The organism is Novosphingobium sp. KA1, assembly GCF_017309955.1.
Lineage (GTDB): Bacteria > Pseudomonadota > Alphaproteobacteria > Sphingomonadales > Sphingomonadaceae > Novosphingobium.
In genome coordinates this window covers 899,173-920,692 of record NZ_CP021247.1, presented here as the reverse complement: position 1 = coordinate 920,692, position 21,520 = coordinate 899,173, and the positions used below count along the sequence as shown (strand labels likewise).

At 67.2% G+C, this 21,520-nt stretch carries 22 protein-coding genes; 11 read left to right on the top strand and 11 right to left on the bottom strand.

Annotated features, from left to right (window positions below; translation table 11 throughout):
• Positions 1-35 precede the first annotated feature (35 nt).
• The 3 genes from trpS to secB form a co-directional block, all read right to left on the bottom strand.
• A complete protein-coding gene (gene trpS / locus CA833_RS04625; protein WP_207079372.1) occupies positions 36-1,055 on the bottom strand; it encodes a tryptophan--tRNA ligase in 1,020 nt (339 codons plus the stop codon).
• Positions 1,056-1,280: 225 nt separating this feature from the next.
• A complete protein-coding gene (gene murJ / locus CA833_RS04620; RefSeq protein WP_142632055.1) occupies positions 1,281-2,852 on the bottom strand; it encodes a murein biosynthesis integral membrane protein MurJ in 1,572 nt (523 codons plus the stop codon).
• A gap of 100 nt (positions 2,853-2,952) precedes the next feature.
• Complete coding sequence (gene secB / locus CA833_RS04615) at positions 2,953-3,468, bottom strand: protein-export chaperone SecB (protein ID WP_142632056.1); 516 nt, start codon at positions 3,466-3,468, stop codon at positions 2,953-2,955.
• A gap of 180 nt (positions 3,469-3,648) precedes the next feature.
• On the opposite strand from secB, the gene CA833_RS04610 reads away from it, so the two are divergent.
• From CA833_RS04610 to CA833_RS04595, 4 genes are all read left to right on the top strand, one after another.
• Complete coding sequence (locus CA833_RS04610; protein ID WP_207079371.1) at positions 3,649-3,864, top strand: hypothetical protein; 216 nt, start codon at positions 3,649-3,651, stop codon at positions 3,862-3,864.
• Positions 3,861-4,568: a Tim44/TimA family putative adaptor protein gene (locus CA833_RS04605; RefSeq protein WP_207079370.1), complete on the top strand. Its 708-nt coding sequence runs from the start codon at positions 3,861-3,863 to the stop codon at positions 4,566-4,568. Before CA833_RS04610 ends, CA833_RS04605 begins: the two co-directional genes overlap by 4 nt.
• A 112-nt stretch (positions 4,569-4,680) precedes the next feature.
• Positions 4,681-5,958 carry a murein transglycosylase A gene (locus CA833_RS04600; protein WP_207079369.1) on the top strand — a complete coding sequence of 426 codons (1,278 nt, stop codon included), beginning with the start codon at positions 4,681-4,683 and terminating at the stop codon, positions 5,956-5,958.
• Positions 5,955-6,575, top strand: coding sequence for a Smr/MutS family protein (locus CA833_RS04595; protein ID WP_207079368.1), 621 nt, complete (start codon positions 5,955-5,957; stop codon positions 6,573-6,575). The genes CA833_RS04600 and CA833_RS04595 overlap by 4 nt, the downstream gene beginning before the upstream one ends.
• 86 nt (positions 6,576-6,661) lie before the next feature.
• On the opposite strand, the gene CA833_RS04590 is transcribed toward CA833_RS04595, so the two are convergent.
• The 3 genes from CA833_RS04590 to ahpC all read right to left on the bottom strand — a co-directional run bounded on the left by CA833_RS04590 (position 6,662) and on the right by ahpC (position 12,232).
• Entirely contained in the window at positions 6,662-9,544 is a 2,883-nt protein-coding gene (locus CA833_RS04590) for a TonB-dependent receptor domain-containing protein (protein WP_207079367.1), read from the bottom strand.
• A 371-nt stretch (positions 9,545-9,915) separates the two neighbouring features.
• A complete protein-coding gene (gene ahpF / locus CA833_RS04585; protein ID WP_207079366.1) occupies positions 9,916-11,505 on the bottom strand; it encodes an alkyl hydroperoxide reductase subunit F in 1,590 nt (529 codons plus the stop codon).
• Between the two features lie 160 nt (positions 11,506-11,665).
• The gene (gene ahpC, locus CA833_RS04580; protein ID WP_142632062.1) at positions 11,666-12,232 is read right to left on the bottom strand and encodes an alkyl hydroperoxide reductase subunit C; all 567 of its coding nucleotides are present in this window, start codon (positions 12,230-12,232) and stop codon (positions 11,666-11,668) included.
• A 201-nt stretch (positions 12,233-12,433) separates the two neighbouring features.
• Here ahpC and CA833_RS04575 point away from each other — a divergent pair, with 201 nt between their 5' ends.
• A complete protein-coding gene (locus tag CA833_RS04575) occupies positions 12,434-12,826 on the top strand; it encodes a hypothetical protein (protein ID WP_207079365.1) in 393 nt (130 codons plus the stop codon).
• 329 nt (positions 12,827-13,155) lie between these two features.
• Here CA833_RS04575 and aroC read toward each other — a convergent pair whose 3' ends face one another.
• On the bottom strand, positions 13,156-14,223 hold the full coding sequence (aroC, locus tag CA833_RS04570; RefSeq protein ID WP_142632064.1) for a chorismate synthase: 1,068 nt from the start codon (positions 14,221-14,223) through the stop codon (positions 13,156-13,158).
• A gap of 94 nt (positions 14,224-14,317) precedes the next feature.
• On the opposite strand from aroC, the gene CA833_RS04565 reads away from it, so the two are divergent.
• From CA833_RS04565 to CA833_RS04550, 4 genes are read left to right on the top strand one after another with little or no spacing between them, the layout of a single operon-like run.
• Positions 14,318-14,632: an antibiotic biosynthesis monooxygenase gene (locus CA833_RS04565; protein WP_207079947.1), complete on the top strand. Its 315-nt coding sequence runs from the start codon at positions 14,318-14,320 to the stop codon at positions 14,630-14,632.
• The gene (locus CA833_RS04560) at positions 14,629-14,976 is read left to right on the top strand and encodes an ArsC family reductase (protein WP_142632066.1); all 348 of its coding nucleotides are present in this window, start codon (positions 14,629-14,631) and stop codon (positions 14,974-14,976) included. The genes CA833_RS04565 and CA833_RS04560 overlap by 4 nt, the downstream gene beginning before the upstream one ends.
• Positions 14,977-15,001: 25 nt before the next feature.
• Positions 15,002-15,583 carry a nicotinamide riboside transporter PnuC gene (gene pnuC / locus CA833_RS04555; protein ID WP_207079364.1) on the top strand — a complete coding sequence of 194 codons (582 nt, stop codon included), beginning with the start codon at positions 15,002-15,004 and terminating at the stop codon, positions 15,581-15,583.
• Positions 15,580-16,095 carry an AAA family ATPase gene (locus CA833_RS04550; RefSeq protein WP_207079363.1) on the top strand — a complete coding sequence of 172 codons (516 nt, stop codon included), beginning with the start codon at positions 15,580-15,582 and terminating at the stop codon, positions 16,093-16,095. Before pnuC ends, CA833_RS04550 begins: the two co-directional genes overlap by 4 nt.
• 151 nt (positions 16,096-16,246) lie before the next feature.
• On the opposite strand, the gene ubiG is transcribed toward CA833_RS04550, so the two are convergent.
• Positions 16,247-16,999 carry a bifunctional 2-polyprenyl-6-hydroxyphenol methylase/3-demethylubiquinol 3-O-methyltransferase UbiG gene (gene ubiG, locus CA833_RS04545; RefSeq protein ID WP_207079362.1) on the bottom strand — a complete coding sequence of 251 codons (753 nt, stop codon included), beginning with the start codon at positions 16,997-16,999 and terminating at the stop codon, positions 16,247-16,249.
• A 96-nt stretch (positions 17,000-17,095) separates the two neighbouring features.
• Here ubiG and CA833_RS04540 point away from each other — a divergent pair, with 96 nt between their 5' ends.
• A complete protein-coding gene (locus CA833_RS04540) occupies positions 17,096-18,340 on the top strand; it encodes an aspartate kinase (protein WP_185928744.1) in 1,245 nt (414 codons plus the stop codon).
• 79 nt (positions 18,341-18,419) lie between these two features.
• On the opposite strand, the gene CA833_RS04535 is transcribed toward CA833_RS04540, so the two are convergent.
• Positions 18,420-18,947: a DUF2239 family protein gene (locus CA833_RS04535; protein ID WP_207079361.1), complete on the bottom strand. Its 528-nt coding sequence runs from the start codon at positions 18,945-18,947 to the stop codon at positions 18,420-18,422.
• Positions 18,948-19,038: 91 nt separating this feature from the next.
• Here CA833_RS04535 and CA833_RS04530 point away from each other — a divergent pair, with 91 nt between their 5' ends.
• Positions 19,039-19,374 carry a GIY-YIG nuclease family protein gene (locus CA833_RS04530; protein WP_142632072.1) on the top strand — a complete coding sequence of 112 codons (336 nt, stop codon included), beginning with the start codon at positions 19,039-19,041 and terminating at the stop codon, positions 19,372-19,374.
• A 207-nt stretch (positions 19,375-19,581) separates the two neighbouring features.
• On the opposite strand, the gene CA833_RS04525 is transcribed toward CA833_RS04530, so the two are convergent.
• Together CA833_RS04525 and CA833_RS04520 are read right to left on the bottom strand one after the other, a co-directional pair.
• Positions 19,582-20,877, bottom strand: a complete 1,296-nt coding sequence (locus CA833_RS04525; RefSeq protein ID WP_207079360.1) for an acetyl-CoA hydrolase/transferase family protein — start codon at positions 20,875-20,877, stop codon at positions 19,582-19,584.
• Between the two features lie 96 nt (positions 20,878-20,973).
• The gene (locus tag CA833_RS04520; protein WP_207079359.1) at positions 20,974-21,435 is read right to left on the bottom strand and encodes a hypothetical protein; all 462 of its coding nucleotides are present in this window, start codon (positions 21,433-21,435) and stop codon (positions 20,974-20,976) included.
• Positions 21,436-21,520 lie beyond the last annotated feature (85 nt).

Below are 21,520 nucleotides of genomic sequence, written 5' to 3'. Positions count from 1 at the left end.
GGGACGGCGCGAACCCGCGCCGCCCCGCCCAGCGATCAGCCGCGCACGAGGCCGAGCGCCTCGTAGGTCTTTTCGAGCGTCGGGATCGCCAGCGCGCGGGCCTTTTCGGCGCCTTTCTTCAGGATCGCATCCAGCGCCGCGCGGTCCTGCCGCAGTTCGACAAAGCGGGCGTTGATCGGCGAGAGCTTCTCGACCAGCAGTTCGCCCAGCGCCGGCTTGAAGCTGCCGAAGCCCTGGCCGCCGAACTGCGCCAGCACGTCCTCGACGCGGGTGCCGGCCATGACCGCGTAGATCGAGACGAGGTTCTTCGCCTCGGGGCGGCCTTCGAGGCCGTCCTTGTCCGCAGGCAGCGGTTCGGGATCGGTCTTGGCCTTCTTCACCTTCTGCATGATGGTGTCGGTATCGTCGGTCATGTTGATGCGGCTCATGTCCGAGGGATCGGACTTGCTCATCTTCGAGGACCCGTCGCGCAGGCTCATGATGCGGGCGGCTTCGGGCGGGATGAAGGGCGCAGGCAGGGTGAACAGCGGCGCGTCTTCGGCACAGAAGTCGTTGTTGAACTTCTGGGCGATGTCGCGCGCGAGTTCGAGGTGCTGCTTCTGGTCCTCGCCCACCGGCACGTGGGTGGCCTGGTAGATCAGCACGTCGGCGGCCTGGAGCACCGGGTAGGTGAACAGCGCGACCGACTGGCCCTCGCGGTTCTTGCCCGCCTTGTCCTTCCACTGCGTCATGCGGTTCAGCCAGCCCATGCGGGCGGTGCCGTTGAGCAGCCACTGCATCTCGGCGTGCTGGGGCACCTGGGCCTGGTTGAACAGCACCGAACGATCGGGATCGACGCCGCAGGCGACGAGGGCGGCGACCATCTCGCGGGTGTTGGCCGAAAGGTCCGCCGGGGTGTGCGGCATCGAGATCGCATGGAGATCGGCGAGGAAATAGAGGCACTCGCCGCCGTTGGCGGTGGCGTCGTCCTGCATCGAGACCCAGTTGCGGATGGCGCCCAGGTAGTTGCCGAGGTGCAGGTTGCCGGTGGGCTGAATGCCGGAGACGATACGCATGGACGCGTCCTTCGCGAGTTTATGGGTGGTCGGTCGTAGGGTGTGGATGCGCCGGTGAGGGCGCGTATGCAGATGGGGGCAGTGCGCGACGCGCGCCCTGCGTCAGTGCGCGACGCGCGAGACGCTCCGCCATCGCCACGAACGGCGACGGGTCTGGGCAGACTTCGGATGCGAAAGGCTCTGCATGGGCGTGGCTCATAGCACAAACCGGCATGGATGGAAGCCTCAGGACGCGGTGCGGCGGCGGCGCAGCAGGGCAAGGTCGGCGCGGGTGAAGGCGCCGGTCACCAGCGTCGCCAGCGCGTAGACCAGACCGCCCGCCGAAACCAGCGCCGCCAGCGCCAGCCCGCGCACCAGCCAGCTGCCGTGGAGATAGGGCGTCAGCAGGTCCTGCCCGAACCACAGCACCACCCCCATGGCAACGGCCGCCAGGGCCAGGCGCGGGGCGCGGCGCTTCAGGCGGGCATCGACCCGGAAATGGCCGCGCCTGACCAGCGTCCAGTAGAGCATGGCGACATTGACGGTGGAGGCAATCGCGGTGGCGAGCGGCGGCCCCATGTGCTGCAGCGGCACGATCAGCGCGAGGTTGAACGCCAGGTTCACCGCCATCGAGATCATCGCGTAGCGCACCGGGGTGCGGGTGTCCTGGCGGGCGTAGAAGCCGGGCGTCAGCACCTTGACGAGGATATAGCTGGGCAGGCCCAGCGAGAAGGCGGCGAGCGCCTCGGCGGTGCGGGCGACGTCGCCCGCGTCGAACTTGCCGTAGCCGAACAGCGCCGCGGCGATCGGCTGGCCGCAGACGATCAGCGCCACCGAGGCGGGCAGGGTGAGCAGCAGGGCGAGTTCCATGCCGCGGTTCTGGGTGTCCATCGCCGCCGCGTCCTCGCCGCCGCCGAGCTGGCGCGAGATGGTGGGCAGCAGCACGGTGCCGAGGCCGATGCCGATCAGGCCGAGCGGCAGCTGGTTCAGCCGGTCGGCCATGTAGATGTAGGTCACCGAGCCGTGGGCCAGCAGCGAGGCGGCCAGCGCGGTCGAGATCACGAGGTTGATCTGCACCGCGCCGGCGCCGGCGGCGGCAGGCAGGATCAGCTTCATCAGCTGCTTCACGTCCGCGTTCCACACCGGCAGCCTGAGGCGCATCGACACCTTGTTGGCGCGGCAGGCCCACATCAGCCAGAGCAGCTGGAGCGCGCCGGAGACCGAGACGGCGATCGCCTGGTTGCGCGCCGTCACCAGCGCGTCGGCCGAGTGGAAGCCGAGGATGGCGACGATCTGCGTCACGTTCAGCAGGATCGGCGCGGCGGCATTGACCCAGAACTTGTTCAGCGAATTGAGGATGCCGCCCAGCAGCGAGACGAGGCTGATGAAGGCGAGATAGGGCACGGTGATGCGGCTGAGCATGACCGCGTAGGCGAACTGGTCGTGGCTGACGCCGTTGAACTTGCCCGAGAGCAGGAACGTCACCGGCCAGGCGAAGACCTCGAGGATCACCGTCATCGCGAGGAGGATCGGCAGCAGCACCGACAGCGCCTGCTCGGCAAAGGTGATGCCGGCCGGAAGCCCGGGCCCGTCCTTGTCGGCCACCTTCTGGTTGAACATCGGGATGAAGGCCGATGCGAAGGCGCCTTCCGCGAAGAGCGCGCGGAACAGGTTGGGCAGCCGGAACGCGATCAGGAAGGCGTCGGAGGCAAAGCCCGCGCCGACAAAGCGCGCGAACAGGCTGTCGCGCACGAGGCCGAGAATGCGGCTGGCAAGGGTGAGGCCGCCGACACTGGCAAGCGCCTTGGTAAGATTCATGCCCCTCGGGGTCCCTACATGTCAAAAGGCCCGCCCGCGCCCACGGCCCTTGCGGGCGGGGGTGCGGGCGGGCCTGAAATCATTGGCTTTGGCGTAAGCCTCAGGCGTGGCCGACCGGCTCGCCCATGCCTTCCGCCTCGGCCTGCTGGCGGGCGGCGAGCTGCTGGAAGTAGAGGCCGTTGAAATCGATCGGCTCGAGCATCAGCGGCGGGTAGCCGGCATCGCGCACGGCATCGGCCACCACGCGGCGGGCGAAGGGGAACAGGATGCGCGGCGCTTCGGCATAGAGGAAGGCGTGCATGCTGGGCTCGTCCAGATTGCGCATGCCCACGAGGCCGCAATAGGCGAGGTCGACCACATAGGCGGTGCCTTCGTCGGCCTTGGCGGCGACGGTGATCTTCAGTTCGACTTCGTGGACTTCGCCGTCGATCGGGCGGGCGCCGATGTTGAACTGGATGTCGACTTGCGGCTGGTTCTGCCAGGAGAAGCTCTGCGGCGCGTTCGGGTTCTCGACCGAGAGGTCCTTGACGTACTGCGAGATGATGCCGGCGGCCGGCGCGTTGTCGTCGGCGTTGCCGAGGTTGATGTCGGAGATGACGTTGCCTTCGTCGGCCATTTCGATTCTGTCCCGTCTATAAGAATACGGATGGAAGTCTGGTGAAACTCAGGGCAGGGCGCGTAGCGCGTTTTCGCGGGCGGTGGAAGCTATCGCCCCGAATTTGTTGCGGGAGGCATGGGCACGGCGGCGGCAACGAATGGCCTTGCCATGCGTTGGGACCGGATGGAGCGGCTGTGAATGGATGAAGCCGATGGCGAAAAATTCCCTGAATCCGCCGCTCACGCGTTGTTCATTTGTAAACTGTACTTATCTGGGGTTATGATGACGCTCCCCGGGCGTGTGCCCGGCCTCTCGCGCAAGCGGACGATTCGTCCACTTGACCGCGCCCTGTCGAGGCTTGCACCACCCGAGACAACAGACGCGTCCAAGCAAAGGATGGACAAAGGAACGTGACACCGGAAATCGTGATCCTGGCCATGATCGCAGCCTTCCTGGGACTGCGGCTTTATTCGGTACTCGGTCGCCGCGCCGAGCATGAGGAAGAGCCGATCCAGGGACGTTTCGAAGGCCGCCAGGGCCAGCCCGGAAGCCCGCGCGTCCCGGTTCCGCCCAAGGCCGATGGCAAGCAGGACGGCAGGCAGGACAGCAAGCAGGCCGATCGCCCGGCGCTGGCTCCGCGGCAGCGGGACATGCCGCTCGCGGCGCCCTCGGTGGAGCGCGGCCTTGCCGAAATCGCCGGCGCCGATCGCCGCTTCGACGCCTTCGCGTTCCTCGAAGGCGCGCGCAGTGCCTATCGCCTCATCCTCGAATCGTTCTGGAAGGGCGACAAGGCCGAGCTTCGCGCGCTGTGCGACGGCGATGTCTACGACAGTTTCTCCGCCGCCATCGATGCCCGCATCGCCGCCGGTGAAACGCTCGACAACCGCCTGATCCGCATCGAGGAAGCCGCGATCACCGGCGCCGGCGTCGACAATGGCCTGGCCCGCATCACCATCCGTTTCCGCGCGGACATCGCCGCCGTCACCCGCGATGCCGAAGGTCACGTGATCGCAGGATCGCTCGACGATGCGATCGAGGCGGTCGACATCTGGACCTTCAGCCGCCGCATCGATGCGGCAGGGCCCGACTGGCTGCTCGACGAGACGGACGCCGGGTAAGCCGGATACGCCCGATAGGCGGTTGATTTCAGGCATGTGATCCCACAAGGATCGAGAGGCCGGGCCGAAAGGTCCGGCTTCTTGTTTTGTGGCGACAGGCCGAGTGGGGAGAATGGTCTTGCAGGCAGCTTTGGCGACGCCGCGAAAAAGGGGGGCGCTGCGGATCGCGGCGATTCTGGCGCTGGCGCTGCTTTCGGGCTGCGTGCGCATGATCCCGGGCGCCGCCGGGCCCGGCACGGTCAGCCCGCCCACGCAGCCCGGGACAACGCCGCCCGGGTCAATGCAGCCCGTACCGCCGCCCGGGCCCCCGCCGCCGGCCAACGCCGTGGCGCTGGGGGTGCGCGCGGGGCCTGCGGTCACGGCGCTTGGCGTCGGCGCGATCGACGGCGCGGCGGCGCTCGCCTCGTTCCGCGAGAGCTGTGCCAGCCTGTCGCGCCGCACCGACAGCAGCGGCCTGACCCGCCCGGCCGACTGGCAGCCGGCCTGCGCCGCGGCCCGGACATGGCCCGGCGCCTCGGCCGCGCAGTTTTTCCAGAGCTATTTCGAGACGGTCAGGATCGGCGACGGACGCGGTTTCGCGACCGGCTACTACGAGCCCGAGATCGCCGGTTCGCGCCAGCACCTGCCGGGCTACGACGTGCCGATCTACGCCATGCCCGCCGATCTTGTCCGCGCCAGGCCCGGCGATGCCGCGCCCAATGCCAAAGGGCAGATGCCGCTCGGGCGCTATGACGCGGGCGGCACGTTCGTGCCCTATTTCGACCGCGGCGCCATCGAGGACGGGGCGCTCGCCAATCGCGGGCTGGAGATCGCCTGGGCCCGCGATCCGGTCGAGGTGTTTTTCCTGCAGGTGCAGGGCTCCGGTCGCTTGCGCGCGCCCGACGGCACCGTCATGCGCATCGGCTATGCCGGGCAGAACGGCTGGCCCTACACCGGGATCGGCGGCGTCATGCGGGACCAGGGCCTGATCGGCAGCGGGCCGGGGCAATACTCGGGCTCGATGCAGGGCATCATGCAGTACATCCACGAGCACCCGGTCGAGGGCGATGCGCTGATGCGGCAGAACCAGTCCTGGGTGTTCTTCCGCGAACTGACCGGCGACGGGCCGCTCGGCGCGCTGGGCGTGCCGGTGCGCGCGCGCGCCTCGGTGGCGGCGGATCCGATGTTCGTGCCGCTGGGCGCACCGGTCTGGCTCGGACTGGACCGGCGCGAGGCGAACGGCTTGTGGGTGGCGCAGGACACCGGCGGCGCGATCAAGGGCGCCAACCGTTTCGACACGTTCTGGGGCGCGGGTGACCAGGCGCGGCTCACCGCCGGCGGCATGAGCGGGCGCGGCGAGGCGGTGGTGCTGGTGCCCAAGGGCACGCTCGCCCGGTTGCAGCAGCCATGAGGAGACCCGGTCGGCGACTGACGGCGGATGAGGCACAGGTCTGGGCGCAGGTCGCCCGGACGGTGACCCCGCTCGACAAGCGCCGGCCGCGGGCGCAAGCGGTGGTGGCCGAGCCTGCCCCTGCCCCTGCTTTGGCCCCTGCTTTGGCCCCTGGGGCCGTGTCGGCGCCGCCCCCGCCCGCCAGGAAGGTGAAGGGCCGGGTGCCGCCGCCGCTGCCGCCGCCGCCTCCAAAGGCGATCGGGCCGGTTGCGGCCAGGCCCCAGGAATCGCAGCTGCAGCTCGACGGCTCGTGGGAGAAGCGCATTTCCAAGGGCACGCTGCTGCCCGATTTCAGCCTCGACCTGCACGGCTCCAGCCTCGATCAGGCCTATGTCCGGCTGATGCACGGGCTCACCCAGGCCAAGTCGATGGGCGCGCGGGTGGTGCTGGTGGTGACGGGCAAGTCGCGCCCGGTCGATTCGATGGACCGGGGCAGTGCGCGCGGGGCGATCCGCGCCAAGATCATCGACTGGCTGGCGGCCAGCGAACATGCCTACGACATCGTTGCGGTGCGCGGGGCCCATCGCCGCCATGGCGGCCAGGGCGCGCTCTATGTCGTGCTGAAGAAGCGCCGCTGATCGGCCGCTGATCGGCCCATAATCGGCCGAGGATCAGTCTGTGTCCGGCGCGGGAGGCCCTCCCGCGCCGGACATGGCGGTCTGGCCTACATCCGCACGCCGATGCGCAGGTAACCGAACTGGCCGGGGACGTCGTAAGTCGTCGGGTCGTAGTTCGGGCCGGTGCAGGTGTTGCAGGCCGGCGGGTCGGTATCGAAGACGTTGTTGACGCCGAGCGTGAAGGTGAAGGCGCTGTCCATGAAGCTGGGCGTGTAGCTCAGCTGCACGTCGCCGTAGAAGCGGTCGCCCAGCTTGTGGCCGTCGCCTTCGGTCACGCCCTTGATGTAGCGGCCGGTGAACGAGCTGTCGAAGCCGCCGATCGACCACGAGAGGATGCTGGTGGCCTTCCACTCGGGGTAGGACTGGTCGGGGAAGCCGCGGGTCGTGTCCTTGTAGCTGATGGTGGTCGAGCCGGTCCCGGTGGGGAACGATTCGGTGTACTTCATCAGGTGGTTGGCGTTGACCGAGAGGCCGAAGGTGCCAAGGTCGGTCGCCGGCGAGCTGTAGTTGAAGCTGACGTCGAGGCCGCGGGTGCGGATCGAGCCGATGTTCTGCAGCAGGCCCAGCACGCTGGCGATGCGGCCGCTGCCGGTGCGCACGACGTTGTCGCAGGCGGCGGTGTCACCCAGTTCGGCGCAGCGGGCGAGCGTGACCTGCGGGTTGATCGCCGAGATCGCGCCGTCGACGGTGATGTCGTAGTAGTTCACCTCGAGGCTGAGGCTGCGCGCGAAGCCGCCGCGCGCCCAGGCCGGGCTGTAGACCGCGCCGAACAGCCAGGTCGTGCTGGTTTCGGGCTTGAGGTTCTGGTTGCCGCCGGTCAGCGTGCCGATCTGGCCGCCGAGCGGTTCCTGGTAGCTGCCGTCGGCGGGAACGCCGTTGGCGATGCAGTTGGTGCGGATGGTGGCCGAGCTCTGCCAGCCCGAGCCGGTGACGTTGGTGCACGGATCGTCGATCGGCGCGTCGGCGCGCGACTGGGCGCCGAACAGCTCGCCGATGGCCGGGGCGCGGAAGCCCTCGGCATAGGAGGCGCGCAGCAGCAGGTCGGGCACCGGCTTCCACAGGCCGGTGGCGGTGAAGGTCGTGCTCTTGCTGCCGGTCGAGTAATCCGAGTGGCGCACCGCGCCGTCGGCCTCGAGCAGTTCGAAGAACGGGGTGTCCTTCAACAGCGGCACGCGCACTTCGGCGTAGACTTCGTCGGTGTTGTAGGAGCCCGAGGCCGCCTGCGCGGGAATGTCGGCGCCCAGGCCCGCCTGGATGACCGGGTCGGGCGTGAACGAGCCGTGCTGGTAGCGGTGCTCGTAACCCATCGCGAAGCCGACTGGGCCGGCGGGCAGGTCGAACAGGTCGCCGCTGAGGTTGGCGGTGTAGTCCTGCATGCTCTGGCTCGAACGGTCATGCTCGGTGAACGAGATGTAGTCGAGCATGGCCTGGGTGATCGAACCGGCGCCGCCGAAGATGTTGAGCGGCACGCAGTCGCCGGTGCAGTCGGCCAGCGGGCCGAGCGCCTGCGCCACCCGGGCGGCGTTGACGTTGCCGGTGAAGGTCTGCTTGGCATCGTTCCAGCCGAAGGCGGCGTTGACGTCCCAGTAGAACTTGCGGCTGCCGACATGGAAGCTGCCGTCGAGCGAGGCGTTGGCGGTCATCGTGTCGACGTGCTGCGTATACGTGCGCTGCCCGGCCTCGACGAGGCGCCGGCCGATGAAGCTGTAGGTCGCCGGCTGGCCGTTGGTGCCCGAGTTGAGCGTGATGCCGAAGGGGTTGTAGGGGTTGGTGGCGTCGATCGAGACGGTGTCGAGCAGGTTGCCGTTGCCCGCGTCGGGACCGATGAACAGCGGCAGGAACGCCGCCTGGTTCTGCGAATTGCGGCGGTTGTAGACCAGCTTGGCGCGGAACGTGACGTTCGAGCTCAGTTCCTGCTTGGCGCTGCCCCAGAAGCCGTAGCGTTCGGACGGCGTCAGGAAGTAGTTGTAGGGCGAGAAGTTGAAACGGTCGGCCGCGGTGAAGGCGCGGAAATCGCCGCCCGTCAGCGTCGGGTCATAAGTGCCCTGGCCCATGAGCGGGGCGTCGCGCACGGTCACGCTGCCGCCGGCGGGCAGCGAGGGGTTGCCCGGATTGAACACGATGCGCCCGTTCACCGCCGCCGAGGAACAGCCGCCGCGCGGATCGAGGCAGCTGGTCTGGCCGGGGTTGGGGAACTGCGAGAGGTCGCGGTCGGCGGTGCTGACCTTGCCCTGCTTGACGTAGCTGGCGCCCAGCACCACCGAGGTGGTCGGCCCCTTGATGCCGTAGCTGACGTTGTAGTCCTGGGTGTGCCCGTCGCCCTGGCGGTAGGTGCCGAACTGGCCCGAGGCGCGCAGGCCGTCCTGCTCGGACTTGGTGATGATGTTGACGACGCCGGCGATCGCATCCGAACCGTAGAGCGGCGACTGGCCCGATTGCAGGACCTCGATGCGCTCGATCTGGTTGGCGGGAATGGTGTTGAGGTCGACCGTGGAGGGAATGCCGCTGGCCGCCGTGGCGTTGACGTAGCGCATGCCGTCGACCAGCACGAGCGTGCGCTTGGCGAGCAGGTAGCGCAAGTCGATCTCGCTGGTGCCGGCGCCGACGCCGCCGCCGTCCTGCGGGTTGCCGATGTTGCCCGAGTTGTTGACCTTGGTGTTGAGGCCGCCCGCTGCGCTGGGCAGGCGTTGCAGCACGTCGGCGACCGAGGAGAGGCCGGTCTTGGCGATCGAGGCGCTGTCGAGCACGACGACCGGGCTTGGGTTGTCCAGCGGGTTCTGGCGGATGCGCGATCCGGTGACAACGATGGCTTCGCCCGGTGTCGTCGCGGCGGCATCGGCGTCCTGTGCCTGTACGGTGGCGGGCACCACCAGCGCGCCGAGCGTGAGCGCGGCAATGCTGCAGTGCAAATGGAAGTTCCCCGTCTTCATCTCACGACCCCCAAGAAAAAGCACCCGATATCGGGCTCTTGGGAAGGTCTCCGGCAGTATGGTGCTGCGCAACGAAATTCTGCAACATTGCAAAATATCTGCAACATTCATGCAAATATGTTGCTACGCGGCAACAATAATAACGTTTGCGTGTGGTTTTCTCGAATGAGGCGAACGAAAAATTAGAGCGCCCGGTCAGGAAATTGCGCGCCCTGCCCATACCCCCGCCCATACCCCCGCCCATACCCGCGCCCATACCCGCGCCCATACCCGCGCCCATATCCGCGGCCATATCCGCGCCCATAGCCACACAAAAACGGGCGGACACCTCCCGGTGCCCGCCCGCTTGCTCGGGGGGATGCTGTCTGTCGTCAGGCCACTTCGAGCGCGGCGACCGGGGCCTCGTTGCGGATCAGGTAGTCGAAGGCGGAAAGCGCGGCGGTCGCGCCCTGGCCCATGGCGATGATGATCTGCTTGTAGGGCACCGTGGTGGCGTCACCGGCCGCGAAAATGCCCGGCAGGCTGGTCGCCGCCTTGTCGTCCACCACGATCTCGCCGCGGGGCGAGAGGGCGATGCCGCTGTCCTTCAGCCACTCGGTATTGGGCACCAGGCCGATCTGGACAAACACGCCTTCCAGTTCGACCTTGTGCTCTTCGCCGCTGGTCCGGTCCTTGTAGACGAGGCCGTTCACCTTCTCGCCGTCGCCGGTGACTTCAAGGGTCTGGGCGCTGGTGAGGATCTGCACATTGGCCATCGATTCGAGCTTGCTCACCAGCACCTGGTCAGCGCGCAGCTTGTCGTCGAACTCGATCAGGGTGACATGGCCGACGATCCCGGCAAGGTCGATCGCCGCCTCGACGCCCGAGTTGCCGCCGCCGATCACCGCCACGCGCTTGCCCTTGAACAGCGGGCCGTCGCAGTGCGGGCAATAGGCCACGCCCTTGTTCTTGTAGGTGTCCTCACCGGGGACGCCGAGGTTGCGCCAGCGGGCACCGGTGGTCAGCACCAGCGAGCGCGCCTTGAGCGAGGCGCCGTTGGCGAAGACCACCTCGTGATAGCCGCCAAGCTCGCGGGCGGGCACCAGCTTTTCGGCGCGCTGCAGGTTCATCACGTCGATCTCGTATTCCCCGACGTGGGTTTCCAGCGCGGCGGCCAGCTTGGGGCCTTCGGTATAGGGGACCGAGATGAAGTTCTCGATGCCCATGGTGTCCTGCACCTGGCCGCCGAAGCGTTCGGCGGCGATGCCGGTCGAGAAACCCTTGCGCGCGGTGTAGATCGCAGCCGAGGCCCCGGCGGGGCCGCCGCCGACCACCAGCACTTCGAACGGCTTCTTTTCGGCCAGCCTGGCCGCCGCCCTGGCCTCGGCGCCGGTGTCGAGCTTGGCGAGGATCTCCTCGACGCTCATCTTGCCCGAACCCCACATCGCGCCGTTCAGGAACACGGCCGGCACGGCCATGACGCCGCGTCCCTCGACTTCGTCCTGGAACGCGCCGCCCTCGATCAGGGTGGCGGTGACATTGGGGTTGTTGAGCGCGATCAGCGTCAGCGCCTGCACCACGTCCGGGCAGTTGTGGCAGGAGAGCGAGAAGTACATCTCGAACTGATAGCTGCCTTCGAGCGCGCGGATCTGCGCCAGCGTCTCGTCGGAGACCTTGGGCGGATGGCCGCCGGTCCACAGCAGGGCGAGGACCAGCGAGGTGAATTCGTGGCCGAGCGGCAGGCCGGCAAAACGCACGGCGGCATCGGCATCGGCGGCGCGGCGGACGAGGAAGCTGGGCTTGCGCGCGTCGTCGCCGTCAAAAGTGGCGGTGACCTTGTCCGAGAGCGAGGCGATCACGGTCAGCAGCTCGCGGGTCTCGGCAGACTTGGTGTCATCGCCCAGCGAGGCGACGAGCTCGATCGGCTCGCGCAGCATGGCGAGATATTGCGAGAGCTGTTGCTTCAGGGCGGGGTCGAGCATGAGTCACAGGTCCTTATGAAATGCGTGGGGAGAGAAAGCGGCGGCCCGGAGTTCCGTCGGCCGCGAAGCGCACGGGGGTGCGGCTCCGGGGGAGGGATGCCCCGGGCCGCACACTGTCACCGCGCGACCCGGATGGCCTTACGGCCTGGTCGCGTACGTCTTAGAGCTTGCCGACGAGGTCAAGCGAGGGAGCGAGGGTTTCCGAACCTTCTTCCCACTTGGCCGGGCAGACCTGGCCGGGGTTGGCGCGGACGTACTGGGCAGCCTTGATCTTGCGGACCAGTTCCGAAGCGTTGCGGCCAACGCCTTCGCAGGTGATTTCCATGATCTGGATGACGCCATCGGGATCGACCACGAAGGTGGCGCGGTCGGCCAGGCCCGAATCTTCGCGCAGAACGCCGAAGGCTTCGGTCAGCGCGTGGTTCTGGTCGCCCAGGAACGCGTACTGGATCTTGCCGATCTTGTCCGAGGTGTCGTGCCAGGCCTTGTGGCTGAAGTGGGTGTCGGTCGAGACGCCGAACACTTCCACGCCCATGCCCTGGAGGGCGGTGTACTGCTCACCGAGGTCTTCCAGCTCGGTCGGGCAGACGAAGGTGAAGTCGGCGGGGTAGAAGAAGAACACGGCCCACTTGCCGGCGATGTCCTTCTCGGTGACGTCGAAGAAGTCCTTGCCGACCTGGAACGCGGTGTTCTTGAACGGCTTGATGGTGCTGCCGATGATACCCATGGATATAAGCTCCCTCGATTGGGTGTTGAAACTGACAAGAGCGGAGATAGGCCGCTCGTGTGACGATGTGTAGGGCCTTGATCCGATTGAGTTGATCGGATTGGCCGATCAGTGAGCGATGGACTGAGCGATTTCGTCGATAAAACCAGCGCAGTTGCGAAAATTCGTGCGGCGGTGCGGCAACTGGGGCAGAGGGGAGGCATGAACATGCTCCGACTTGGCCGTTCGGGCCGGCTTGCGCTGCTGCTCGCCGCCTGCACCTCGCTGGCCGCCTGCAACAGCTGGCCCACTTCGCTGGACAACCGCGCGGCGGGCGACATGACCTTCCGCTACCATCACCGTCTCTACGACCAGTGGTCGCTCTGGGCGCCGGTCTCGCAAGGCCATGCGGTGATGTTCGCGCACGAGCACCGCATCCGCGACATTTCCGGTTTCGAGATCACCGAGGGCGGGCGCACCTACCGTTATGGCGCGGGGGCGCTGGCGCCGGTGCAGCAGTTCTGCGCGGGCAGCCAGAGCTGCGTGCTGGTCTATCGCGGCGAGGGCCGGCTGGAGGCGCGCACCGCGCCGCTGGCGGACGCGAAAATGGATTGAGCGCGGGACCGGCGGGGGAGAGGGAGGGGCGATTTTCCTACTGGCCCCGGCAGCTGTAGTGTCGCTGGAATGTCACCCGCCCGGACCCTCGCGCCCAAGCGCCCGCACGCTCAGCCTGGCTCGCCGCAAGGTGACAGGTGGCCGCGCAAGGTGACACCTTTCGTGTGCAAGGTGACGCCGTCAGGGCGCAAGGTGACGGTTTCGGGACGCAAGGTGACGGTTTCGGGCCCCGGGGGGGCGTTTTTTCCCTGGACCGTGTCAACTGTGTCAACCGGCAGGCGGCCAGTTCAGCCGCGCCAGTTCAGCCGCGCCAGTTCAGCCGTGCCAGTTCAGCCGCACTGGCCGCGGTGCAGCAGCTTGTGATCGGCCAGCACCAGCGCCATCATCGCCTCGACCACGGGCACGCCGCGAATGCCCACGCAAGGGTCGTGGCGGCCCTTGGTGAACAGTTCGGTCGCCTCGCCGTCCCGGTTGATGGTCGGCTGCGGGGTGAGGATCGAGCTGGTCGGCTTGAACGCCACGCGCACGACGACCGGCTGGCCGGTCGAGATGCCGCCGGCAATGCCGCCCGCGTGGTTGGCGCTGAACTCGGGGCCGTCCGTGCCCGGATGCATCGGGTCGGCGTTCTGCTCGCCGGTCAGGCGCGCGGCGGCAAAACCGTCGCCGATTTCCACGCCCTTGACCGCGTTGATGCCCATCATCGCGGCGGCCAGATCGGCATCGAGCTTGCCATAGAGCGGGGCGCCCCAGCCGGCGGGAACGCCGGTGGCGACGCATTCGACCACCGCGCCGACCGAGGAACCGGCAAGGCGCGCATCGTCGACGATCTTTTCCCAGCGCTTCGCGGCCTGCGCGTCGGGGCAGAAGAACGGATTGCTCCCGATCTCGGCCGCGTCGAAGTTTGTCCTGTCGATGGCGTCGCCGCCGATTTCCGAGACATAGGCGAGGATCGTCACTTCCGGGATCACCAGCCGCGCCACGCCGCCCGCCGCCACGCGGCTGGCGGTCTCTCGCGCCGAGCTGCGGCCGCCGCCGCGATAGTCGCGGAAGCCGTACTTGGCGTCATAGGCATAGTCGGCATGGCCGGGGCGATAGGCCTTGGCGACGTCCGAATAGTCCTTCGAGCGCTGGTCGACGTTCTCGATCATCAGGCTGATCGGCGTGCCGGTCGTTTTGCCCTCGAACACGCCGGACAGGATGCGGACCTGATCCGGTTCCTGCCGCTGCGTGGTGAACTTCGACTGGCCGGGGCGGCGCGCGTCGAGGAAGGGCTGGATGCGCCCCTCGTCGATGGCAAGGCCCGGCGGGCACCCGTCGACGACGGCGCCGATGGCAGGGCCATGGCTCTCGCCCCAGGTGGTGAATCGCAGAAGACGGCCGAAAGTGTTCACGCTCATGCCTCGCGCCTTGGCGCGCAATCTTCGGATTGTCCAGCGTTGGCGGTGTGTCACATGCTTGCGGAATGGCCTGCGAAGGGCCATGAGCGCGACCATGTTCCTGGTAGTCTTCCGCAATCGCAAGCGCGCCGACATCGACGCCGCCGCCTATTCCGCCGATGCCGAGGCGATGGACGCGCTCGCCCGCGCCCAGCCCGGCTTCCTCTCGTTCAAGAGCTACACCAGCGAGGACGGCGAAGTGATCGCGCTGTCCGAATGGGAGGATGAGGCCGCCGCGCTGGCATGGCGGCGCGTCGCCGCCCATGCCGAAGTGCAGGCCAAGGGCCGCGACCACTATTACCAGAGCTACACCGCCTTCGCCTGCAACGAACCGAGGGTGCGCCATTTCGAAAGGGAAACCGAATCGTGAGCCTTGAATTCTACGGCATTCCCAACTGCGACACCGTGAAGAAGGCGCGTAAGTGGCTGGAAGCGCGCGGCAGCGACTACACCTTCCATGACTACAAGAAGGAAGGCGCCGATGCCGCGCGGCTTGAAAAGTGGATTGCCGTGGCGGGCTGGGAAAAGCTGCTGAACCGTGCGGGCACCACGTTCAGGAAGCTGCCGGATGCGGACAAGCAGGACCTCGATGCCGCCAAGGCGGTGGCGATCATGGTCGCGCAGCCCAGCACGATAAAGCGTCCGGTCGTCGAACATCCGGGCGGCTTGCTGGTGGGCTTCAAGGAGCCGGAATGGGAAGCCGCGCTTGGCTAAATCCTAAGGAATAACAGGGACGACAATGGATCCGGTAGAATGGATCGCGGCGGCACTGGGGCTCGCCAATATCGCACTTCTGGTGCGGCGCAGCGTGTGGAACTACCCGTTCGGCATGGCGATGGTGGCGCTGTACTTCGTGGTGTTCTGGCAGGCCAAGCTTTATGGCGAGGCGGGCCTGCAGATCTTCTTCTTCGCGGCGCAGGGCTGGGGCTGGCTGCTCTGGGTGCGCGCGGGCGGGGGTGAGAGCCGGGTGCCGGTGCGGCGGCTGGGCGGTTTCAGCCGTGCGCTCTGGCTGGTGGCGACGGCGGCGCTGGCGCTGAACCTCGGCTGGGTGATGCACAAGTTCACCGATGCCTCGTTGCCCTATGCCGATGCGGCGATCGCCGGGGCCTCGATCGCCGCGCAAGTCCTGCTGGCGTTCCGCCGGATCGAGAACTGGGTGCTGTGGATTGCCATCGATGTCGCCTCCATCGGGGTCTATGCCTACAAGGACCTGTGGCCGACGGCGGCGCTCTATGTGGTGTTTCTGGTGATGTCGGTGCTGGGCCTGATCGAATGGGCGGCGGCCGAGCGGGGCCAGGATCGGGAACTCAAGCCCGCGTGATCACGGTCTGCCTCCACGGCGCGGAAAGCACGGGCAAGTCGGTACTGGCGGCGCGGCTGGGGCTGCCGTGGGTGCCGGAATATGGCCGCATTTATTGCGAGGAACACGGCACCGACCTGGCGATGGCGGACCTCCTCGCGATTGCCGAAGGGCAGGCGGAGGCAAACCGCAAGGCGATGGCAGCGGCCCCGGCGGTGCTGTTGCTCGATACCGATCAGCTGATGACGGCGGCCTGGGCGCAGATGCTGTTCGGCGAGGTGCCCGAAGCGCTGATGGGCTATCCCAAGGCAGACCACTACCTGTTGTTTTCGCCGGACGTGCCGTGGCGCGACGATGGGACGCGGTTTTTCGGGACCGACGAAGCCCGCGCCCGGTTTGCCGCGCTGGCGGAGGAGATGCTGGTGCGGGCAGGGGTGCCGTTCTCGCGCATCGGCGGATCCTGGGATGAGCGTGAGGTGCAGGTTCGTGCGGCGATTCGCGATTTGAAGGAAAGCGAAAGTCCTGGGGGATGATCCCCCAGACCCTCGAAATGTCTTCGTTGCGCCCAGCCTGTCGGTAGTGCGCTCCTTGCGGTGCAGCCATTATGTCTCCCAGCGCAGCTATGGGCGCGGAACGGATCGCACAAGGGCACCACGGAGACGGTATTTCCCCCCTGCGTTATCCTTACTTCTTCTTCGTAGCCGTCACGATGAAGTTCAGCGAGAGATCGTCCGACAGGTGCAGCCCCTTCGTCGGCGACCAGGCGATGCCCCTGGGCTCGCCCAGCGTCAGGCCCGCGCCTTCGGCCAGTTCACGCAGTTCCTCGGGCGTCGCGAACTGATGCCAGTCGTGCGTGCCGCGCGGCACTTTGCCCAGCCGCTCGGCCGCCTCGACCAGCAGCACGCGCGAGGCGGGAGTGCGGTTGGGGCAGGAGAGGATCATCAGCCCGTCGTCCGCCAGCGCGGCGGCAAGCTGGCCGATGAACAGCGCCTTGTCGGTCACGTGCTCGATCACTTCCAGCGAGCAGACGAGGTCGTAGCCCGAGAGCCCCAGCGCGCCCAGTTCGCCGTGCCTGTAATCGATGGGGAGCCCCATCGCCTCGGCATGGGCACGGGCCGCCGCAACGTTCTCGGCCGCCGCGTCCACGCCCGTCACCGCCGCGCCAAGGCGGGCGAGGGGTTCGCAGAGCAGTCCGGCACCGCAGCCGGCATCGAGCGCGCGCTTGCAGGCCAGCGGTTTCAAGGCACGGGAATCGCTACCGAAATGCCGGTCGATCTCGGCACGGATGAAGCTGAGGCGCACCGGGTTGAGTTGGTGGAGCATCGCCGAAGTGCCCTTCGGATCCCACCACTCGGCCGCCAGCGCGCCGAAGTGGGCGGCTTCCTTCGGATCGATTGTTGCGCCAGAAGGCGTGTTCGAAGCAGTTGCATTATCCATGACTCCCCCCTAACAGCCCGCCGAACTCTTATCCACACGCGCATCGTTCATGCGCACAATCTCACGGGGAGCAACGGCACCTTGGCACGTATCGTGATGAAATTCGGCGGCACTTCGATGGCCGGGACCGAGCGAATCCGGCGCGTGGCGGGTATCGTCAAACGTCAGCAGGAAGCCGGCCACGAAGTCGCGGTCGTCGTTTCGGCGATGGCGGGCGAGACGGATCGTCTCGTCAACTTCTGCCGTGAGGCCAATGCGCTTTACGATCCCGCCGAATACGACGTCGTTGTCGCTTCGGGCGAGCAGGTCACTTCGGGCCTGCTGGCGCTGACGCTGCAGGCCATGGGCTGCAAGGCGCGCTCGTGGCTGGGTTGGCAGCTGCCGATCAAGACCGACGACGCCCACGCCAAGGCCCGTATCGAGGACTTCGATTCGGAAGCCCTGCTGGCCTCGATGGCGGCGGGTGAAATCGCCGTGATCCCCGGTTTCCAGGGTGTTTCGCCGGACAATCGCATCACCACGCTGGGGCGCGGCGGTTCGGACACTTCGGCGGTGGCCGTGGCGGCGGCGGTCAAGGCTGACCGCTGCGACATCTACACCGATGTCGACGGCGTCTACACCACCGACCCGCGCATCGTCGCCAAGGCGCGCAAGCTGCCGCTGGTGACCTATGAAGAAATGCTCGAACTGGCCTCGGTCGGCTCGAAGGTGCTGCAGACCCGCTCGGTCTCCCTCGCGATGAAGGAGAACGTGCGCGTGCAGGTGCTGTCCTCGTTCATCGACGAGAACGCCCCTGCGGCAGACACCCTCCCCGGAACGATGATCGTCAGCGACGAAGAACTTGAAGGAAGCGATATGGAACGCCAGCTGATCACCGGCATCGCCGCTGACAAGAACGAAGCCAAGGTTACCCTTACCCGCGTGCCGGACCGTCCGGGCGCCGTGGCCGCGATCTTCGCGCCGCTGGCCGAGCAGAACATCAACGTCGACATGATCATCCAGAACGTCGCCAAGGACAAGGGCGAGACCGACGTCACCTTCACCGTGCCGCAGGCCGACCTCGTCCGCGCGCAGGCGCTGCTGGAAGAGCGCAAGGAAACGATCGGCTTCTACCGCATGATCGCCGACAGCAATGTCGCCAAGGTCTCGGTCGTTGGCGTCGGCATGCGCAGCCATGCCGGTGTCGCCTCCACCATGTTCAAGACGCTGGCCGATCGCGGCATCAACATCATCGCCATCTCCACCAGCGAGATCAAGGTTTCGGTCCTGATCGACACCGACGAGACCGAACTGGCAGTGCGCGTGCTGCACACGGCTTACGGGCTCGACGCGGCGGCCTGACCCTTCGGCAAGCTCAGGGGGAGCGGCCGAACAGTCCGAGTTAGGGAAAGGCGGCGCAAGTAGCGCCGCCTTTTTCGTATCAGTCTTCCTGAGATGGCTGCGCGAGTTCGAGGACGTGATCGCGCAAGTCTGCCGGCCATGCGGCCATGGCGGCGGCGAATTCTTCCAGCTTGTCTGCAAAGAGCAGGCGGCTCGCTTCCTCGAAACCGGGCAGGTCTCCGCCGAGCGCGGACATAACGCGGTAGGCGCGTTCGTGGGCGGCGCGTTTCGCGGTGCGGCCGCCGTCAGCCTTGCGCGCCTCGTCGACAAGCCGGCGCAGGGCCTGCGAGGCGCCGCCGGGTTGCCGGGCCAGCCAGTCCCACTGGCGGGGCAGCAAGGTCACTTCGCGGGCGGTGACGCCGAGTTTCGGGCGGCCGCGACGGCGCGGTGCTTCGCTTTCCTCCGGGATGGGCGCAGCGCCTCGCCAGTCGAGATCGACAGGTCTTCCGGTGGCGTCGTCGAACACCAGCACGCCTTGTTCCTGTCCTGAAAGAGTGGCGATCAGCTCGGCGGGCGTTCCGCGCGCCAAGCGGGTGGTGCCGAGGAAGGCGGTGCAGGTCTGCGTCATGGAAGGGGTCCTGAACTATTTTTGTCCGGGTAAATTGAAATCGCGGCCCGGTCAATTTATCCGGGTAAAAATGACTTCAGGGAATCGAATCATGGATCGTGCCGATCGCAAGGCCGCGCTTGCCGAATATCGCGAACGCAAACCCGAGCCGGGCGTCTACGCGCTGCGCTGCAACGCCAGCGAAGAGGTGTGGGTGGGTCGCACGCCGAACCTTCCGGCGATCCGCAACCGGGTGTTCTTCACCTTGCGGCTGGGTTCCACGCCGCAGCGTTCGTTGCAGGAGGCATGGAACACGCACGGGGCAGCGGCCTTTGCCTTCGAAGTGATGGAAGTGGTGGACGCCGAGAAGATCGGCCTCGGCTGGGAGCGCGAACTCAAGAAGCGTCATGCCGATTGGGTGGAGCGTCTGGGCGCGACGGCGATCTGATTGCCTCGTACTCCCTGCTCCCCACTTTCTACTCCGGAAAGGGAATCCCGCGCTTCACCCGTCCCATTCCAACCTCGTCATCCCCGCGAAGGCGGGGATCCCGCTTGTTCTTCAGGCGTGGCTAAAGGTAAGCGGGGCCCCCGCCTTCGCGGGGGCGACGGATGGTTTTAGGTGAGGTCAGTTAAGTGAGGCCCGTTTTTGGTCGCTTCAGAGTGCCTTGGCCAGTTCATCCCGGAACTTCGGATCGGCGAGCCCGATCAGCAGTTCCGCCCGCTGACGCAAGGACTTGCCGCGCAAGTTGGCGGCGCCGTGCTCGGTCACGATCCAGTGGACATCGTTGCGCGGCGTCGTCACCGGGCCGTCCAATCGGGGCACGATGCGGCTGACGGTGCCGCCCTTTGCTGTCGAGCGGCAGGCGATCACCGAGACCCCGCCTTTCGACGCATTGGCCCCGCGCACGAAGTCGAGCTGGCCGCCGGCAGCCGAATGCTGCTGGCCGCCCATGAATTCGGAATTGCAGGCGCCCTGCAGGTCGACCTGGATCGTCGCGTTGACCGAGACCACCTTGTCGTTCCGGGCGATCACGGCGGGATCGTTCACCACGTCCACCGGCATCGAATAGACATGGGGGTTGGCGTTCAGCCAGCGGTAGAAGGGATCGTCGCCCATGGCGAAGGAATAGACGCTGAGGCCCGGCTGCGTCGTCTTCAGGCGATTGGTGACCGCCCCTTGCTGCGCCAGACGGGCGAGGGCCGGAGTGAGCAGTTCGGTATGGATGCCCAAGTCGCGCCGGTTGGCGATGCGGCGGCAGACAGCGCCGGGCAGGTTGCCGATGCCCATCTGCAGGCAGGCGCCGTCATCGATCATTTCCGCGATCAGCGCCGCGATGGCCTCGTCCTCGGGCGCGGCCTCGGCTTCTCCGAAGCCGAGCAACGGGACATGGTTCTCGACCACGGCGGTGACCTGCGAGATGTGCAGCGGCGCCGGGCACGCGACGCGCGGCATCGCCGGATTGACCTCCACGATCACCGTCTTCGCGCTATGGGCGGCAGCGGAGGTATAGTCGTTGGCGGCACCGAAGCTGAAATAGCCGTCGGCGTCCATCGGCGAGACGGCCAGCACGCAGGCATCCATGCCCACTTCGTCGCGCATCACGCGGGGCGATCCGCTGAAGGCCGTGGGAATGAAGTCAATCAGTGCTTGGGTGGAGGGATCGGCCTTGATGAGGGCGCGTTCCACCCCGCTCATGAACAGGCATTGCGGGCGGATGCGGCCGAGCAGGTCGCGGCGCAGGATCGTCGATCCGGCGTGGGCCTGCGAAAGCAGGTACCAGACACGCAGGCCGGTGAGCGTCCCCGCTTCGGCCCGGCGGGCAAGCGCGGCAAGCAGGGCAGGGGGTTCGGCCACGACCATGCCCATGGCAAGGTCGCTGTTGCTGGCGATCGCCTCGACCGCTCTGTCGGCGGTGGTCAGGCGGGCTGCGTAGAGAGTTCTGGCATCCATCCCCCCATGGCTCTCACCATGGGGGGGCCAGATCAAGTGCCACCTAAGTCGTAGGGACGACGGGAAGCAGCACCCCGCCCGGTCAGGCTGATCCGCTCAGGCCGAGCGCGCGGCCGCCATGCGTGTGCTCAGGTCGTTCAGGATGCGGGCGGCCTCTTCGGTCTCGCCCTGCGCCGCGGCATCGCGCGCACGGGCGATTCCCGCCGCGATCGTCTCGCGCATGGGCGCCGGCACGCCTTCGCCCAGTCCGTCCACCGAGCCGGCCAGCGTGGCAAGCTGGGCGGTGGCCAGGGCGCGGTCTTCATGCTTGTCGTCGAGGCGGGTAGCCGTGCGGGCGGCGGAGACCTCGATGTCGAGAAGGGCGCTGCGTGCGCTTTGCGGCAGGGCTGCGAAGCGCAGCGAGGTGTCCTGGGGGACGGCGATCTCGGCTGCTGGGGTAGCGGTTTGCACGCGCTCGATTGCCAGCCAGGCGATCACCAGGCCGGAAACGGCGGCCAGCGTGAGGAGGAACAGGCTCGAGGGCTGGAGCAGGGCGCTGCGGCGGGAGGCTTTCGACATAGGGGGTGTCCGGAGGTTTTGATCGATCAAAAGGCATTATAGACGGGCGGAAGTGGGGGCGGTGCGGGTGCTGCCGCTTGTGCGG